This is a genomic window from Cupriavidus sp. GW823-FHT07A04, assembly GCF_058794615.1.
Genome location: NZ_JBXAHA010000004.1, coordinates 419,792 through 435,457, shown reverse-complemented (window position 1 = coordinate 435,457; position 15,666 = coordinate 419,792). Strand labels below are relative to the sequence as shown.

The 15,666-nt window shown below is 67.4% G+C and carries 14 protein-coding genes, 1 rRNA gene and 1 pseudogene; 5 read left to right on the top strand and 11 right to left on the bottom strand.

The window, feature by feature from the left end:
- A 16S ribosomal RNA gene (locus AC1Q7Q_RS09900) occupies nucleotides 1–65 on the bottom strand; the annotation flags it as partial.
- A 586-nt stretch (nucleotides 66–651) separates the two neighbouring features.
- Here AC1Q7Q_RS09900 and AC1Q7Q_RS09895 point away from each other — a divergent pair.
- A complete protein-coding gene (locus tag AC1Q7Q_RS09895; protein WP_174426743.1) occupies nucleotides 652–1,056 on the top strand; it encodes a ProQ/FinO family protein in 405 nt (134 codons plus the stop codon).
- A gap of 56 nt (nucleotides 1,057–1,112) precedes the next feature.
- Here AC1Q7Q_RS09895 and AC1Q7Q_RS09890 read toward each other — a convergent pair whose 3' ends face one another.
- Nucleotides 1,113–2,039 (bottom strand): LysR family transcriptional regulator, encoded by a 927-nt coding sequence (locus tag AC1Q7Q_RS09890; RefSeq protein ID WP_492374428.1) that lies wholly within the window; start codon nucleotides 2,037–2,039, stop codon nucleotides 1,113–1,115.
- 143 nt (nucleotides 2,040–2,182) lie between these two features.
- Here AC1Q7Q_RS09890 and AC1Q7Q_RS09885 point away from each other — a divergent pair, with 143 nt between their 5' ends.
- Nucleotides 2,183–2,875, top strand: coding sequence for a 3-oxoacid CoA-transferase subunit A (locus tag AC1Q7Q_RS09885; RefSeq protein ID WP_492374433.1), 693 nt, complete (start codon nucleotides 2,183–2,185; stop codon nucleotides 2,873–2,875).
- Nucleotides 2,872–3,507 carry a 3-oxoacid CoA-transferase subunit B gene (locus tag AC1Q7Q_RS09880; protein WP_174426746.1) on the top strand — a complete coding sequence of 212 codons (636 nt, stop codon included), beginning with the start codon at nucleotides 2,872–2,874 and terminating at the stop codon, nucleotides 3,505–3,507. Before AC1Q7Q_RS09885 ends, AC1Q7Q_RS09880 begins: the two co-directional genes overlap by 4 nt.
- A gap of 29 nt (nucleotides 3,508–3,536) precedes the next feature.
- Here AC1Q7Q_RS09880 and AC1Q7Q_RS09875 read toward each other — a convergent pair whose 3' ends face one another.
- The 3 genes from AC1Q7Q_RS09875 to msuE form a co-directional block, all read right to left on the bottom strand.
- On the bottom strand, nucleotides 3,537–4,418 hold the full coding sequence (locus tag AC1Q7Q_RS09875) for an alpha/beta fold hydrolase (protein ID WP_492374427.1): 882 nt from the start codon (nucleotides 4,416–4,418) through the stop codon (nucleotides 3,537–3,539).
- Nucleotides 4,419–4,586: 168 nt separating this feature from the next.
- On the bottom strand, nucleotides 4,587–5,618 hold the full coding sequence (locus AC1Q7Q_RS09870) for an isocitrate/isopropylmalate dehydrogenase family protein (protein WP_492374426.1): 1,032 nt from the start codon (nucleotides 5,616–5,618) through the stop codon (nucleotides 4,587–4,589).
- A 157-nt stretch (nucleotides 5,619–5,775) separates the two neighbouring features.
- Complete coding sequence (gene msuE / locus AC1Q7Q_RS09865) at nucleotides 5,776–6,339, bottom strand: FMN reductase (protein ID WP_492374425.1); 564 nt, start codon at nucleotides 6,337–6,339, stop codon at nucleotides 5,776–5,778.
- Between the two features lie 210 nt (nucleotides 6,340–6,549).
- On the opposite strand from msuE, the pseudogene AC1Q7Q_RS09860 reads away from it, so the two are divergent.
- A pseudogene (locus AC1Q7Q_RS09860) lies at nucleotides 6,550–6,678 on the top strand (ABC transporter permease); the annotation flags it as partial.
- Between the two features lie 7 nt (nucleotides 6,679–6,685).
- Here AC1Q7Q_RS09860 and AC1Q7Q_RS09855 read toward each other — a convergent pair.
- Both AC1Q7Q_RS09855 and AC1Q7Q_RS09850 read right to left on the bottom strand, forming a co-directional pair.
- The gene (locus AC1Q7Q_RS09855; RefSeq protein WP_492374432.1) at nucleotides 6,686–7,543 is read right to left on the bottom strand and encodes a D-amino acid aminotransferase; all 858 of its coding nucleotides are present in this window, start codon (nucleotides 7,541–7,543) and stop codon (nucleotides 6,686–6,688) included.
- A 170-nt stretch (nucleotides 7,544–7,713) separates the two neighbouring features.
- The gene (locus AC1Q7Q_RS09850) at nucleotides 7,714–8,742 is read right to left on the bottom strand and encodes an SDR family oxidoreductase (protein ID WP_492374424.1); all 1,029 of its coding nucleotides are present in this window, start codon (nucleotides 8,740–8,742) and stop codon (nucleotides 7,714–7,716) included.
- A gap of 119 nt (nucleotides 8,743–8,861) precedes the next feature.
- On the opposite strand from AC1Q7Q_RS09850, the gene AC1Q7Q_RS09845 reads away from it, so the two are divergent.
- Nucleotides 8,862–9,557 (top strand): TetR/AcrR family transcriptional regulator, encoded by a 696-nt coding sequence (locus AC1Q7Q_RS09845; protein ID WP_492374423.1) that lies wholly within the window; start codon nucleotides 8,862–8,864, stop codon nucleotides 9,555–9,557.
- A gap of 35 nt (nucleotides 9,558–9,592) precedes the next feature.
- Here the strand turns inward: AC1Q7Q_RS09845 and AC1Q7Q_RS09840 are convergent, their stop codons facing one another.
- The 4 genes from AC1Q7Q_RS09840 to AC1Q7Q_RS09825 form a co-directional block, all read right to left on the bottom strand.
- On the bottom strand, nucleotides 9,593–10,855 hold the full coding sequence (locus AC1Q7Q_RS09840; RefSeq protein ID WP_492374422.1) for a TolC family protein: 1,263 nt from the start codon (nucleotides 10,853–10,855) through the stop codon (nucleotides 9,593–9,595).
- Between the two features lie 20 nt (nucleotides 10,856–10,875).
- Complete coding sequence (locus AC1Q7Q_RS09835; RefSeq protein ID WP_492374421.1) at nucleotides 10,876–14,013, bottom strand: efflux RND transporter permease subunit; 3,138 nt, start codon at nucleotides 14,011–14,013, stop codon at nucleotides 10,876–10,878.
- The gene (locus tag AC1Q7Q_RS09830) at nucleotides 14,013–15,086 is read right to left on the bottom strand and encodes an efflux RND transporter periplasmic adaptor subunit (RefSeq protein ID WP_492374420.1); all 1,074 of its coding nucleotides are present in this window, start codon (nucleotides 15,084–15,086) and stop codon (nucleotides 14,013–14,015) included. The genes AC1Q7Q_RS09835 and AC1Q7Q_RS09830 overlap by 1 nt, the downstream gene beginning before the upstream one ends.
- Nucleotides 15,087–15,181: 95 nt before the next feature.
- A complete protein-coding gene (locus tag AC1Q7Q_RS09825) occupies nucleotides 15,182–15,580 on the bottom strand; it encodes a hypothetical protein (RefSeq protein WP_492374419.1) in 399 nt (132 codons plus the stop codon).
- Nucleotides 15,581–15,666: the final 86 nt, after the last annotated feature.

Sequence of the window (15,666 nt, the reverse complement as noted above, 5' to 3'; positions counted from 1 at the left end):
TCGACTTGCATGTGTAAGGCATGCCGCCAGCGTTCAATCTGAGCCAGGATCAAACTCTTCAGTTTAATACCTGTGTGATCCTTCGGTTTCCCTATGGATCTCGCTCTTTCGAGCGGTCGCTCACTCTCAGAAAACTGACTGGCTACGTCCGCGATTTGCACCCCGGACATAACCAACATGTTTTACTGTGCGAGCACTTTATAACTTGTAAGCTAAAAGACCGAAGTCTTCCGCATCCGCTATCAAGCGCCCACACTTATCGGTTGTTTGTTTGTTAAAGAACTCACCGCGGTTCGCTTTGCTTACCGCGTCGCTGCGTTTGCTGCAGCGAAGGAACGAGACTATAAAGAATTATCTGCGTTTCATCAATACTTTTTTAATCTTTTCTTGCTCAGGCTGGATTCGCTACGCGCTCTTCTCACCTTTCCTGCCATCCCCCGCAACCTTCGCCCGTCTGCCTTGCGGCTGAGTGTTGTACTGCGGAAGGGGGCGAATACTAAGCTGTCGGCACGGTGCTGGCAAGTCTTTTCTGGAAAATTTCGTCGACACGTAAAAAGCGCCTCACGACGCACAATTTAGCATCAAACCTCGGGGCTGACCGGCTTCCGCTAAAATTCGCGTTCACTCCTCACCTCTTCACAACAGAACACTATGGGATTCGAACAACTTGCTGCGCTGAAAGCGCAGCTGGCGCAACAGGCCAAACCCAAGCCGGCGGCCAAGCCCACACGCGCCCGCCCATCCGCGCAAGCGGCCCAGTCGAAACCGGTGGATCCTGTTGTACGGAACATCGGGCGGCTTCAAAAGCGCTTCCCCCTCGCCTTCCCTAAGAACCCCGCGCCGAAGAGAGCGTTGAAAGTCGGCATCTTTGACGATCTGCTTGGCTACGCTAGCGAGCTGGGCTTGCAAGAGGCGGAGTTGCGCGAAGCCATCAAGACCTGGTGCCGTGGGACCCGTTACAAGGCATGTCTTACGGAAGGCGCTGCGCGAGTAGACCTCAACGGCGCCGATGCGGGCTCTGTCACGCAAGCGGAAGCAACGCGCTTCAAGAAATAAGCGGCGGCGGTGGCGCGGCAGATACGGACAGGCATAAGGCTATAAGGCTATAAGGCTTACCGCACGATTGACTCTGGCGGCCGCTCTGCCCCCTTCGCTTCACGGCAGCGCTCGATCAGCCTAAGCACCGTGGGCGAGCGCTCGTTCTTGCGATGGACCACGGCCAGTTGCGACGCCACGTCGTTGCGGGCCAGCGGCTTGAAGACCACGTCGGGCGGGGCGAACGCGCGCATCGAGGCGGGGATCAGCGCCACGCCAAACCCGGCCGCCACCATGCTGATGATGGTGGCCATCTGGGTCGACAAAGCCTCCACGCGCGGCTGGAAGCCAGCATTGCCACAGATGGCGAGCGTGATGGCGTAGAAGCCGGTACCGTGCTCGGTATGCGTGCAGATAAAGATCTCGTCGCGCAGCATGGCTACGTCGACGCGAGCGCGGCCAGCCAGCGTATGGGTGGCGTGCAAGGCCGCCACAACGGCTTCGGACGCGATGTCGAACAAGGCCAGCCCTTCCGGCAAGGACCGCAACGGTGGCCGGATAAAACCGATATCGAGTTCGCCGCGTGCCACCGCTTCGAGCTGGGCCGGCATGTCCATCTCCCGCATGGCAAGCCGCACGGCCGGATGATCCTGGCGAAAACGATAGACGAGCCTTGGCAATAATCCTGACAACGCGGCTGACGCCACATACCCGATGGCAGCGCCGCCGACATCACCCCGGCTGGCGCTGGCCGTGACCAGCCCGGCATGCTGGACCTGGCGCAGCACACCCATCGCTTCCTCGTAAAAGACCGCACCCACATCGGTCAGCGCAATCCGGCGCTTGCTGCGCGAGAGCAGCGGCGCGCCCGCCTCTTGCTCGATCCACCGGAACTGCTGGCTCAGCGCCGGCTGCGATATGCCCAGGCGCTCAGCCGCGCGGCCAAAGTGCAGCTCCTCGGCCAGCGCGGCAAAGTATCGGTAGTGTCGGAGTTCGAGGTTCATCGCGATGGCCCGCTTTCAATATAAGCACAGCTTATCAACAATTAAGCTTTGCGCACTTGAACCTATCGAAGCCTGCGCCGCATGATGCACGACTTGGCGGCGACGACGCCGCGGCACGCATCGGGAGCAAGTCGGGCATGGGATTGGTCAACAAACGGGTAGCAAGCTGCGCAGAGGCCATCGCTGACCTGCGCGACGGCGCCACCGTGATGGTGGGCGGCTTCGGCAGCGCGGGCCTGCCCGACGGCCTGATCGCGGCGGTGCTGGCGCATGGCGCGCGGGATCTCACGGTGATCTCCAACAACGCCGGCTACGACGGCGAAGGCGTGGCGAGCCTGATCGAAGCCGGGCGCATGCGCAAGCTGGTCTGCTCCTACCCGCTGACAGCGGGCGCCACGGCGTTCCGCGACGCTTACCGGCGCGGCGAGGTCGAGCTGGAACTGGTGGCGCAGGGCACGCTGGTAGAGCGCATTCGTTGCGCCGGAGCCGGGCTGGGCGGGTTCTACTGCCCCATCACTGCCGGGACGATCCTTGCCCAAGGCAAGGACACGCGGGAGATCAACGGTGCGCTGCACGTGCTGGAGCTGCCGCTGCATGCGGACTTTGCGCTGATTCGCGGACGTCATGCGGATCGCCTTGGCAACCTGGACTATCACCTGGCGGGCCGCAACTTCAACCCCATCATGGCCACGGCCGCGCGCGTGGTGGTGGCGGAGGTGGAGGCGATGGTCGAGGCCGGCGCGATGAACCCCGAACATATCGTGACGCCCGGCATCTTTGTCCACCGCGTCGTCACCGCTAACGCCAACAAACAGCAAGCCGGGAGCCAGCCATGAAGCGATGGAACAGGGAACAGATCGCCCGGCGCGCGGCGCAGGACATCCGGCCGGGTGCCTACGTCAACCTGGGCATCGGCCTGCCGACGCTGGTCGGCGACATGATCCCGCGGGAGCGCGAGGTCTTCCTGCATAGCGAAAACGGCATCCTGCATCTCGGGCCACGCCCGCCACTGGGCCAGGAGAACCCGGACCTGATCAATGCCAGCAAGCAGCCGGTGACATTGCAGCCTGGCGCGGCCATCTTCGATTCCGCGCTGAGCTTCGCGATGATGCGCGGCGGCCACCTGGACCTCGCCATCCTTGGCGCCTACGAAGTGGCGGAGAACGGCGACCTGGCCAACTGGAGCCGCGGCGACCCGAATACGCCGCCCGCTGTGGGCGGCGCCATGGAACTGGCCTTCGGCGCGCGCGAGGTCTGGGTGCTGATGGAACACACCACGCGCGACGCTCGCCCGCGCCTGTTGCACCGCTGCACACTGCCGTTGACGGCAAGCGGTGTGGTCAGCCGCATCTATACCGACCTGGCGGTGATGCGCGTGACGCCCGACGGCTTGCTGGTGGAGGCCATGGCCGAGGGCATGACCCTCGGCGAGTTGCAGGCGCTGACCGAGGCGCGGCTGCTAGCCTAGCGCCATCGGCGAATCAGCGAATCGGCATTTCAGCGGCTTGACACCACCCGCTCGATCCACGCGACGAACACCGCGACCACTTCCTCGCGGTTGGTCTCGTTCAACGTCTCATGCCGCGCCCCGCCGAACACGTGGGACGACACATCGGCCTGCCCTGCCGCGCGGTAGCGGCTGACCAGCGGCTCGAACCATGCCAGATGATTGTTGACCGGATCGGAATCGCCGGTGAACAGGTACATCGGCAACGCCGGACGGATGCGGCGCAGCGTATCCGGCGCTGCCAGGCGCGCGCACTCGGTGAACATCGAGGCGCGCGAAGCCGGCGTCACGGTGAACCCGCACAACGGATCGGCGATATACGCATCCACCTGGGCGGGGTCACGGCTGAGCCAGTCGAATGGCGTGCGGCTATCCGGCACCCCGGCATTCATGTCTTCCAGCTTGAATCCCGCCTGCGCTGCTGCCAGCATCAGGTCCACCGCAGTGGTGCCCGACAGCGATACGCCGTCGAGCAGCGCGCTGTGCTCAACCAGGTAGCACTGCGCCGCGAACGAGCCCATGCTGTGGCCAAACAGGATCAGCGGCACCCCGGGATGCTGCGAGCGCGCGTGCCGGCTGAGCACGGCCATATCGTCCGCCAGCGCGGCGAAGCCACGCGGGCCGAAGTCGCCAAGCTTGTCCTGCGCGGCTGCATCGGCGCCGTGTCCGCGATGCTCGCTGGCGTAGACCACATAGCCCGCGCGCACCAGCGCGTCGGCCAAGGGCCGGTAACGCCGCGCATGCTCGCCCATGCCATGCGCGATCTGGACCACGGCACGCGGCGCGGCGCCGCCCTGCCAGCGGTGGACCTCGATCTTGTGATCGTCATTCGAATCGAGACGAAAGTGGACGTAGGGTTCCGATGTCTGCATGCCAAGCCCTCGGTTAACGCCGGCCGTGTCGGGAGTGACGGTTGCGGCGCAGACATGGTACGCAAGTGGGCGCGTTCAGGCTATCGGGGTTGCTCCGCCCTGCCGCTGTGGGGGATGGCAGGGGTAGCAGTACGCCGCCCGGCACAGGCCGGGAAGCCCGCCGCGCGGTTACCCCAGCCGCTTGATCACCGCCTCGGCGAACTGCAAGGTCGAGGCCGAGCCCTTGAGGTCGCCGGTTCTCACCTGATCCTGGTTGAGCGCCAGGTCGATCGCTTGGCGCAGCCGCACCGCCAGGTCCTGGCGGCCCACATGCTCGAGCATCAGGCCGGCGGCCAGCATCAGCGAGATCGGGTTGGCGATGCCCTTGCCGGCGATGTCCGGCGCGGAGCCGTGCACGGCTTCGAAGATGGCTGCCGTCTCGCCGATATTGGCGCCCGGCGCCATGCCCAGCCCGCCCACAAGGCCAGCGATCTGGTCGGACAGGATGTCGCCGAACAGGTTGGTACAGAGCAACATGTCGAACTGCCAGGGATTGAGCACGAGCTGCATGGCGCAGGCATCGACGATGCGATCATCCATCTCCACGCGGCCCACATAGTCCTGCGCCACCTCGCGCGCGGCCTCCAGGAAGATGCCGGTCAGTGCCTTCAGGATATTGGCCTTGTGCACCACGGTGATCTTCTTGCGCTGGTTCTTGACCGCATACTCGAACGCAAAACGGGCGATACGCCGGCAGGCGTCGCGCGTATTGGTGCCAGTGGACACAGCCACCGCGTGCGGGTCATCGCCCACGGCGATGTAGTAATCGTGCGCGACATAGAAGCCGCCCACGTTCTCGCGCACCAGCACCAGGTCGATATCCTCGAAGCGGCCCGGCACCAGCGTGCGCGCGGGCCGTACGTTGGCAAAGAGGTTGAAGGCTTCGCGCAGCCGCACATTGACAGAGCGAAAGCCCCCGCCCACCGGCGTGGTCAGCGGGCCCTTAAGCGCCAGGCCTGTGCGGCGGATGCTCTCGAGGGTGGCCTGCGGCAGCGGATCACCGCCCTGGTCGATGCCCGCCATGCCAGCCTGCTGCACATCCCAGGAAAACGGCGCGCCCAGCGCGTCCAGCACCTTGACGGTGGCTTGCACCACCTCCGGGCCGATGCCGTCGCCCGGGATCAGGGTGGCGGGGATCTGATTGCGTGCTGGCTGTTCCATATGCGATTCCTCTCGACAGGTTGAATGTCCGCGTTCGCAGAGCATGCAACGCGGGCGCATTTCTGTCTAGCGCGGATCATGTCAGCCCAGCGGGATCGCGCTGCCGGAAGGGAATCCTGTGGAACGAGCTATAGCTATAGCCTAGGGCCGCTTGTCGTCACGCCGCACGCTGCAGCGGTAGCCGGCTCGCGCCGAACAGCGGCGCCGCGCGGTCCGCCGCGAGCCGGATGCGCTCCGCCAGCGCCGCGCTGCTGACCTGGTAGTTCTGGAAGTCCCCCGGGCTGCCATACACGCCGATCGGCAGCGTCAGCGCCTGCAGGAAGCCGAACAGCGGCCGTAGCTGATGCTCCAGCACCAGCGCGTGCCGGTCGCTGCCGCCGGTGGCCGCCAGCAGCACCGGCTTGTCGATCAGCGCATCCTGCCCGACCAGGTCGAAGAGATGCTTGAAATGGCCGGGATAAGAGCCCCGATAGACCGGCGCGGCCACCACCAGCAGATCGGCGGACTCGATCGCGGCGATCTCGCTTTCAATCTCCGCGGGCAGTTCAGCGCGCGACAGCGCCGCGCCTAGCGGGCGGGCGATATCGCCGAGGTTGACGATCCGGGTCTGCAACAGCAGCCTGCCCGCCAGTTCATCAAGCAACGCCTGCACCAGCGCCAGCGTGCGCGAAGGCTGCTGCGCGCTGCCGTTGACGGCAACCACGTTCAGCGGTCTAGCCATGGGGGAGAACCTCCTTTGGATTGAAGGCCGCCCTCGCCATTGTTCACGGCGGCCGCTTGCAAGTTCTTCACCATAGCGCAGCCGCGCCACCCGCTGAACGACGAATTTCAACTATGCATAAACGGGCGGCCGCCATGGCATGCGTGGCGAAATTCTCAGTTGCATAGTCGGAATCATTCGTTCCCTGCGGCAAGGGCCCGTTTCTACACCGAGATGATCGCCAGCCAGTACGGCATCGGTTACTACACCTGGGAGGCGTACAACCTGCTGAACCATGCGGACATCGTGGTCGGCCTGCTGCTGATCGGCGCCTTCGGCACGGGCAGCAGCGCTGCTTAGGCGTTGATCACGCCGCCGCCGTGGCCGCCTTGGCGTCCTGGTACGCGGCGTACAGCTTCTTGAACACCGGGCCGGGCGCGCCATCGCCGATAGTCTTGCCATCGATGGTGACCACCGGCAGGATCTCCTTGCTGGCCGAGGTCAGCAACACCTCATCCGCGCCCATTACCTCGTCCTGCGAAATGCGGCGCGCTTCCAGCGAGATATCCAGCGCCGCGCACAGCTCCTCCATCCAGCCGTAGCGGATCCCTTCCAGGATCAGGTTGTCCTTCGGCGGCGCCGAGACCCGGCCCTTGCTGACCACCCAGACGTTGGACGCGGAGGCCTCGGTCAGCATCCCATCGCGGAACTGGATGGTCTCGGTGGCGTCGTTCTCCACCGCGTTCTGCGCCGCCAGCACATTGCCCAGCAGCGAGGTGGATTTCACCTGGCAGTGCAGCCAGCGCTTGTCCTGCGCTGTCACGCAGGCCACGCCCTTCTCGCGCATGGCCGCCGAGGGCAGCGACATCGGGTTGGTCATGATGAGCACCGTCGGCGTCACCGTCTTGGGGAAGGCATGGGTGCGCCGCGCCACGCCGCGCGTGACCTGGATGTACACCATCTGGTCGGCGAGGCCGTTGGCCTGCACCACGCGGTCGATCAGCGCCATCCACTGCGCATCGGTGTGCGGGTTGGGGATGCCGATGGTGTCCAGGCTGCGCGCCAGCCGCGCCAGGTGCTGCGGCAGGCGGAACGGCTTGCCGGCATAGATGGGGACCACTTCATACACGCCATCGCCAAAGATAAAGCCGCGATCCAGCACGGGGACGCGGGCTTCGGACAAGGGCGTGAGCTCGCCGTTGAGATAGACGATTTCTTCGTTCATGGTGGGTAGGGTAAGGCTGGCGGGGCCTGGGTTGCAGTACGGGTGCGCACTGGATGAATGCATGCATTCTTCCACAAGGCGCGGGGGCAGCCTATGCAAAATCGGCATGACCTTGGCCTGCTCCGCCACCCGGCCCCGCCGCCATGGCGTTCAGCTTGCGCCCCCGGCCCTCATGCCGAGGCCGGCAGCCATCCGTGCGCCCGATACCAGGCAATGACATCGCGAACCGTGTGATCCACGGGCCGGAAGCCCAAGCCTAGCTCGCCCTCGCTTTTGGCATGGCTAAAGCGGGTCCGGTCCGCTTCCTTCACCATCAGCCGCACGGTTGCAAGGCTGAGCAGGATCGGCTTGCCGGTGATCCGGGCGTAGATTTCCTGCACGCAGGCCAGCGCAAACAACAACGGCACAGGCAGCGCGCGCTTGGGCGTTGCCACCCCCGCGGTGCGTCCGATCAGCGGGATCAGCTCGCGCATGGTCATATGACGGCCCGCCGCGAGATAGCGCTCGCCGCGCCGCCCGCGCAGCGCCGCGGCGATATGCGCCTGTGCGACATCGCGGGCGTCGACCACGGAAAAGCTCCCTGGCACCAGGCCCGGCAATCGGCGCATCGCCGTATCGAGCGCGACTTGTCCGGCTGACGTCGGCCCGATATCGCCCGGCCCCCACATCCAGCCGGGCAGCACGAACGTGGCATGCATCTCGGGGGCATTCTCGAGGAAAGCCAGGACAGCGCGATCGCCCAGGATCTTGCTGCGATAGTAGTCATCGGCGTCGGCAGGTTCGCGCACATGCGTTTCATCGATCACCGAACCCGGCGCGCCGTTGAGCACGGCGATGGACGAGGTCTGCACGAAGCGGCGCACGCCTGCCGAGTAGGCCTGCGCGATCAGGGCGGCCGTGCCGTCGACATTGATGCGCCTGAGCGTTTCCCAGTGACTGCCACCCTTGTAGTTGTCGCGGAAGAACGCGGCGGTATGGAAAACCACATCACAGCCGTGCATGGCCGGGGCGAACGCCTTGACATCGGCCATGTCGCCAACCACGAACTCCACACCCGCGAGATCGCCGAATTGCTGCCTGGCCTTCTGCGCCGAGCGCACCAGCGCCTTGACCGCGACACCGCGGCCCTGCAGTTCGCGGACAAGATTGTTGCCGAGCAGACCGGTGGCACCGGTCACGAAAGCGGTTTGCAAGTTCATGGACAGGCCCTTATCTCGAAGATCATATGAAATTCAGATATCAATTGATATCCGTTATGATAGCAGCTGAAATCCCAAATGCAATCGATACGGCAATCCCTGTCGCCACGACCAATGCCATGCCCAATGCCACGCCAACAAAGCAACCCGTCCCGCGCAAGCGCCTGAGCCGCGAGCAAAGCCAGGCGCAAACCCGCGAGCGCCTGCTTGAGGCCGCGCGCAGTTTGTTTATGCAGCGCGGCTTCGGCGGCACGTCGATCCGGGATATCGCGGAGGAAGCTGGGTACTCGCAGGGGGCGTTCTATTCGAACTTCCCGGACAAGGAGGCGCTGCTGCTAGATCTGCTGCGCGGCCATATGGAGGCCGAGGCAAAGCAGCTGGCAGCGGTGTTCGACACGGCGGAGCACACCGGCGCAGAGGTGCTCGCGGGCCTGGATGCCTGGGCCGCGGCGCTCCATGCGGATGCCGACTGGGCCATGCTATCGATCGAGCTGCAGATGCACGCCAATCGCAGCCCGTCGTTTGCCAGCGTTTACCGTGCGGTCTGCGAGACGCATCGCGGCGAACTCGGCGGCCTGATCGAGCGCCTGTTCCGCCATCTGGGCCGCGTGCCGCCAGCCCAGCCGGAAGAGCTGGCCGCGGGTTTCATGGCGCTCGCCCATGGCCTCGCGCTGCAACGGGGCACGACGAGCGCCGACCCGACCGGCCGGATGCTGATGCTGTTCCTGCGCGGCCTGCTGGCGAGCGCGCAGGCGGCTGGCGAAGCAGCCGATGCCAGTCATCCGGCAAAGCGGGGCGGCCGCGCAAGCCGGTAGCCGGACGCCCGGGCGCACCGCACCCGGGCACTGGCTCAATCATCGAAATCCCACATCCGGTGCAGGTCCAGCCGCAACCGGCTGTCGGCCTCCAGCGCATCGACCAGGGCCACACGTTCGGCCAGCGTGGTATCGGCCAGGGCACGCCGGACCATCAGCAGTTCGCTCAGGCCGGTTTCCCCCGCCTTGTAGGCCCGGCCGGTGCGTGCCGCGGCACTGCGCTGTAGCGCGAGCGCTTCGGCCTGCGCCACGGCTGCGGCGCGCTTGCCTTCCAGGCCGCGGTACAGCACCTCGAACTCGGCGCCGATCCTGCGCTCCACCGCCACCCGGCTGCGGGCGGCAGCCTGCGCGTCGGCCGCTGCCGCCACCGCCGCCGAACGCCGGTGCGCGGAGCCAAGCGGCATGCTGATGCTCACGCCCGCAATCCGCTCCGCGCCGCCGCGCTCCACCGTGAAGAACACGCCCACGGTCGGGTCCGGTTTGCGCTCCAGGTCGGTGCGCCGGGCCTGCCGCTGAGCTTGCGTTTCCTGCGACTGGGCGAGGCGAAACTCGTGGCTGTCCTCCACATAGCGGCTGCGCAGCGCATCGGCGGGGTCGTCCGGCAACGCCTGCAGGCGCACATCCGCCGGCAGGCCGCCGGGCACGCCCAGGCCCGGGAAGCGCGCCCGCAGTTCGGCCGCCGCCGCCGCTTCCGCTGCGCGCGCGCTGGCCAGCGCGGCAGCGGTGCGAGCGCGCTCGGCCAGCAAGAGCTCATGGTCCATGGGCGCCGCATCGCCGGCCTGCACCCGGCGTGCGGTCACGGCCGCCAGCTCGCCCGCCAGGCTGTCGTTGCCCTGCGCCGCCAGCCGCGCCTGTTGCGCGCGCAGCGCCCCGAACCACAGCGACAGGATCTGCCGCGAGACTTCATGGCGCGCATCCATCACGGCGAGCTGGCCTGACTGCGCCGTGGCATCGGCCAGCTCGCCATCGGCGTCGGCCTTGCCCCAAAGCCGCAGCGGGCGCTCCAGTGCCAGTTGCCCTTCGGCAAACCGGTCGGACGGCTCGCGCACCTGGCGGCGCTGCCCGATGGCCCGCACCACGGCCTCGGCGGTGCCGGCACGGATGCCGTCCGCCCGGGCCAGCACCGCATCGCGGCGAGCCTCGGCCATCTGCACGTCCGGCGACTGGCCAACGGCGTCGCGCACGGCGGACTCAAGGGGCAGCACGCCGGCCTGCGCCGGCATGGCTGCTTGCGCCCACACGGCACCCGGCATCCCGGTGGCCGCGATCATGACAGCCGCGGCTGCCATCTTGCTCATTGCGCCTCTCATTGCGCCTCTCATTGCGCTTCTCCTTGTGCTTCTCCTTGTGCCATGCGGCCTTGCTTGTCCTCGCGCGACCGCGCCACGCCAAAGCGCTCGAACAACAGCGGCAACAGCAACAAGGTCAGTGCGGTGGAGCTGACCAGGCCACCCGAGACAACGATGGCCAGCGGGCGCTGGATCTCAGAGCCGGGCCCGGTGGCGAGCAGCAGAGGGATCATCCCCAGCGCCGTGATGCAGGCGGTCATCAGGACCGGCCGCAAGCGGTCGCGCACGCCGGTGCGCACCGCCTCGGCCATTGGCCGCCCTTCGTCCAGCAAGGTATTGAAATGCGAAACCAGCACCACGCCGTTCAGCACGGCAATGCCCAGCAGCGCGATGAACCCCACCGAGGCCGGCACCGACAGGTACTCGCCCGCCACCCGCAGCGCGGCGATGCCGCCCACCAGCGCGAACGGAATATTGGCGATGACGAGCGCCGCCTGGCGGATCGAGCGGAAGGTCAGCATCAGCAGCAGAAAGATGGCACCCAGCGCCAGCGGCACCACCAGCGCAAGGCGCGCGGCGGCGCGCTGCTGGTTTTCGAACTGGCCGCCCCAGGCCACGCGCAATCCCTTGGGCAGTCCTGACAGGCCCGCCACGGCCGTTTGTGCCTCCTGCACGAAACCGGTCAGGTCGCGTCCTTCCACGCTGACCTGGATCACCGCAAAGCGCCCACCGTCTTCGTGGTTGATGCGCACCGGCCCTTCCACGCGCCGCACCTGTGCCAGGGAGGTGAGCGGCCAGGACGTGCCGTCCGGCGCTGTCACCTGCAGGCTGGTGAAGGTCTCCGGGGTCTGCCGCAGGCTATCGCTGCCACGCAGGATCAGCGGCGTGCGCACGGTGCCCTCTGGCACGATGCCGATCCGCTCGCCCTCCACCTGCGCGCGCAGCAACGCTTGCAGCGCATCGCCGGAGAGCCCCGCGCGGCCGACGGCGGCGCGGTCCAGCGCAAGCGTGAGGTACTGCACGCCCTCGTTGCTGGGCGCGATCACTTCGGCCGCGCCAGGGATCTTGCGCACGCGCGCGGCGATGGCCTGCGCCGCCGTGTCGATGGCGCCCAGATCAGCGCCGAACACCTTGATGGCCACGTCGCCGCGCGTGCCGGTCAGCATCTCCGAGACGCGCATCTCGATAGGCTGCGTGAAGCCATACACCACGCCCGGGAAACGCTCCATGACGCGGCGAATGGCGATGGCGATGTCTTCCTTGCTGCCGCGCCACTGGTCCTTTGGCTGCAGCACGAGGAAGGTGTCGGTCTCGTTCAGCCCCATCGGATCGAGGCCGAGATCGTCCGAGCCGGAGCGCGCCACGATCGAGCGGATCTCCGGCACCTCGGCCAGCAGCGCCTGCTGCACCCGCAGGTCCAGGCCCACCGAGGTGGCCAGCGAGACCGACGGCGCCTTCTGCAGCTGCACGATCATGTCGCCCTCGTCCATGGTGGGCATGAAGGTCTTGCCCACCGACAGGTAGAGCGCCACCGCCACGGCCAGCGCCACGCCCGCCGAGGCAAAGACCGCGCGCGGATGCCGCCCGCTCCAGTCCTGCAGCCGGGCAAAGCCGCGTGCCACCTTGCGCATCAGGTACGGGGTCTCGTCCGCATGCGCGCGCAGCAGCAGCGACGCCAGCGCCGGCACCACGGTGAACGCGATCGCCACCGACGACGCCAGCGCCAGCACGATGGTCAGCGCCACCGGGCCAAACAGCTTGCCCTCCAGGCCTTGCAGCGACAGCAGCGGCAGGAACACGATCGCAATGATCGACACCCCGGCCAGCATCGGCACCGCCACGCTGGCGACGGCATGGCGGATCACCGCGCCGCGCAGCGATGGGTCGGACTTGCGTTCGTGCGCCTTCGCCAAGGCTGATTCGATGTTCTCCACCACCACCACCGCCGCGTCCACCAGCATGCCCAGCGCAATCGCCAGGCCGCCCAGGCTCATCAGGTTGGCGGTCAGCCCCACGTAGCGCATCAGCAGGAAGGTCGCCAGCATCGACAGCGGCAGGGTTGCCGCCACCACCAGCGCCGCGCGCAGGCCGCCAAGAAACAGGTACAGCGTCACCACCACCAGCAGGCTGGCCTCGATCAGGGCCCGCACCACGGTATTGGCGGCACGCGTGACCAGTTCACCCCGGTTGTAGAACACGTGCGTGGACATGCCCTTGGGCAGTTGCGGCGCCAGTGCATCCAGCCTGGCCTGCACGTCGGCGACCAGCTGGCGGGCATCGGCGCCGCGCAGGGCCAGCACCAGCCCCTGCACCGCTTCGCCACGCCCATCCTTGCTGACCGCGCCGTTGCGCGTGGCCACGCCGAGCCTGACGGTGGCCACGTCGCCCACCGTCACCAGCGGCATGCCGTTGCGCCCGCCCGGCGCGGCAACGGCCACCTGGCGCAAGTCTTCCACGCCGCGCACGCCGCCTTCCACGCGCACCACCCAGTTCTCGTCGCCCTGCTCCACCCGGCCCGCGCCGTCGTTGCGGTTGTTGGCGTCGAGCGCCTGGCGCAGTTGCTCCACCGTAACGGCGCGGGCGCGCAGCCGCGCCGGGTCGGGGATGACCTCGTAGCTGCGCACCTCGCCGCCCAGCGCGTTGACATCCGCCACGCCGGGCACCGTGCGCAAGGCCGGGCGCAGTACCCAGTCCAGCACGCGGCGCCGTTCGGCCAGCGAGAAGGCATCGCCCTCCACCGTGAACATGAACATCTCGCCCAGCGGCGTGGTGATCGGCGCCAGCCCGCCGATGGCGTTGGGCGGCAGGTCGCGCAGCAGGCCGGCAAGCCGCTCGGACACCTGCTGGCGGGCCCAGTAACTGTCCACGCCCTCCTCGAAATCGACCGTCACGTCGCTGATGCCGTACTTGGACACCGAGCGGACGATGGTCTTGTGCGGGATGCCCAGCAGTTCCTGCTCGATCGGCGTGGAGACGCGCTGCTCGACTTCCTCCGGCGTCATGCCGGGGATCTTCAGGATGACCTTGACCTGGGTGGGCGAGATGTCCGGAAAGGCATCGATGGGCAACTTCAAGTAAGCCCACGCTCCGGCCACAGCCAGCACGCAGGCGGCAATCAGCACCAGCGCCCTTTGGCGCAGGGAGAATTCAATCAGGCCGGCAAGCATCACTGGCCTCCCGCGAGCATGCCCTTGAGCGCGCCCACGCCGGCCACCGCCACGCGCGTGCCGGCGGGCAGCGGGCCGCGCACGGTCGCGGCGGCATCGTCCACGGCTTCGACCACCACGGTCTGGTAGCGCACGCCGGTCTTGGTCGCCACGAACACGCCCGGCGTGCCGCGCCAATACGTCAGCGCCATGGCCGGCACCCGCACGCGGCCCGCGCCAGTGGCGTCGGGCGTGCTACGCAAGTGCACGATCACATTCACGCTCTCGCCAGCCTGCAGGCTACCGCGCTTGTCCAGCACCGCGCGCACGCGCACGGCGGCGGTGCCGTCGCTTGCCGGCACCACGCCGGCCACCGTGCCGGTGGCGCCGCGCTGGCGCACCTCCACACGTTCGCCGACGGTGGGAGCCGGCGCATCGCGGCCGACCAGCAGATCAAGCTCCAGCGCGGTGGGGTCCACGATGCGGAACAACGGCGCGGCGCCTTCCACGCGCGTGCCGGGCACGGCGTTGACCTCGGCAATGAGCCCGGTACGGCCGGCCACCAGCTGCGGCTCACCCGAGCCGCCGGCGAACACGACGCCCGCGGCAGCCATCTCGGCCTCGCGGGCGCGCACCATCGCCGCGCCTTCCGCCGCGCGTGCCTGCGTAGCTTGCCAGCGGCTGCCCGGGATGATGCCGTCGTCGTGCAAGCCACGGTCCCGCGCCAGCGCCAGGCGGGCCAGGTTGGCCTGCGAGCGCGCTTCCGACAGCGCACGCCCAGCCTCGAACAGTTGCGGGCTGGCAAAGGTGGCCAGCGGCTGGCCGGCGCGCACCGCCTGGCCGATCGACACCAGCACGCGCGAGACCATGCCGGCGTAAGGCGCGGCAACCACGTACTGCGCATCGGGCTTGAGCACCACGCGAGCGCTGGCGCCGGTCTCCAGCTGCGCGGCACCGGCGACCGGATCAAACCGCACGCCGAGCGCGCGGGCCTGGGCATCGGACAGCGTCAGTACCTGCGCGCGGGCCATGCCGATGGGGAACAGCGTCGACGCGATCAGCGCGCCAACGAAAACAACTCGACGGGAAAACATGCCTGACTCCAAAGCAGGATGGAAGCGCCCGGCACGCCATGATCAGCCTCGATCAGGCGCGCGAGCGTGCACCGCCGGCGTGGCCGGCAGGGGAATCAGCAAGCGAGGGGAGGGGCGTGCGCAGGGGGTGGCCTGCTGTCGCTGCCACGCCATCGGGGCGGCGTGCGCTGGCGCCACGGCAGGCGCCGGAACACCGGCAGCGGCCGCGCGGCAAACAGCAGGAACGCGAAGACCAGGCCGATCAGCACATCGGCGGCCTGCACGTGGAGGGAAAAGGCAATGGGGCCGATGGCGGTCTGCACATCGACCTCAAGCGGCTCGACCGCGATCAGCGCGGCGGAACCCGCGGGCAAAGGGGATGAAGCGGAAGGAGAATAAGAATTAACCGCACCTTGGAGCGCCGTGTGCACATGCAGGCCATGGAGTTTCGGGGTTCCGAGATGGCCGTGCAGAAGCGGGGTGAGGAACTGCATTGCAAACAGCAACAGCAGCAAGGCTCCCCGCAAGAAGGAGGGGCGGTCTGCGCGAAACATGGCGCGATTGTAGCCGAGTTTGAGGCGGCGGCGCAGCTTGTGAACGG

What these genes read in the sequence shown, in the direction of transcription:
- AC1Q7Q_RS09895 (WP_174426743.1), top strand. Translation starts at nt 652, where the DNA reads ATGGGATTCGAACAACTTGCTGCGCTGAAAGCGCAGCTGGCGCAACAG.
- AC1Q7Q_RS09890 (WP_492374428.1), bottom strand. Translation starts at nt 2,039, where the DNA reads ATGAACCTCGAACTCCGACACTACCGATACTTTGCCGCGCTGGCCGAG.
- AC1Q7Q_RS09880 (WP_174426746.1), top strand. Translation starts at nt 2,872, where the DNA reads ATGAAGCGATGGAACAGGGAACAGATCGCCCGGCGCGCGGCGCAGGAC.
- AC1Q7Q_RS09875 (WP_492374427.1), bottom strand. Translation starts at nt 4,418, where the DNA reads ATGCAGACATCGGAACCCTACGTCCACTTTCGTCTCGATTCGAATGAC.
- AC1Q7Q_RS09870 (WP_492374426.1), bottom strand. Translation starts at nt 5,618, where the DNA reads ATGGAACAGCCAGCACGCAATCAGATCCCCGCCACCCTGATCCCGGGC.
- msuE (WP_492374425.1), bottom strand. Translation starts at nt 6,339, where the DNA reads ATGGCTAGACCGCTGAACGTGGTTGCCGTCAACGGCAGCGCGCAGCAG.
- AC1Q7Q_RS09855 (WP_492374432.1), bottom strand. Translation starts at nt 7,543, where the DNA reads ATGAACGAAGAAATCGTCTATCTCAACGGCGAGCTCACGCCCTTGTCC.
- AC1Q7Q_RS09850 (WP_492374424.1), bottom strand. Translation starts at nt 8,742, where the DNA reads ATGAACTTGCAAACCGCTTTCGTGACCGGTGCCACCGGTCTGCTCGGC.
- AC1Q7Q_RS09845 (WP_492374423.1), top strand. Translation starts at nt 8,862, where the DNA reads ATGCCCAATGCCACGCCAACAAAGCAACCCGTCCCGCGCAAGCGCCTG.
- AC1Q7Q_RS09840 (WP_492374422.1), bottom strand. Translation starts at nt 10,855, where the DNA reads ATGAGCAAGATGGCAGCCGCGGCTGTCATGATCGCGGCCACCGGGATG.
- AC1Q7Q_RS09835 (WP_492374421.1), bottom strand. Translation starts at nt 14,013, where the DNA reads ATGCTTGCCGGCCTGATTGAATTCTCCCTGCGCCAAAGGGCGCTGGTG.
- AC1Q7Q_RS09830 (WP_492374420.1), bottom strand. Translation starts at nt 15,086, where the DNA reads ATGTTTTCCCGTCGAGTTGTTTTCGTTGGCGCGCTGATCGCGTCGACG.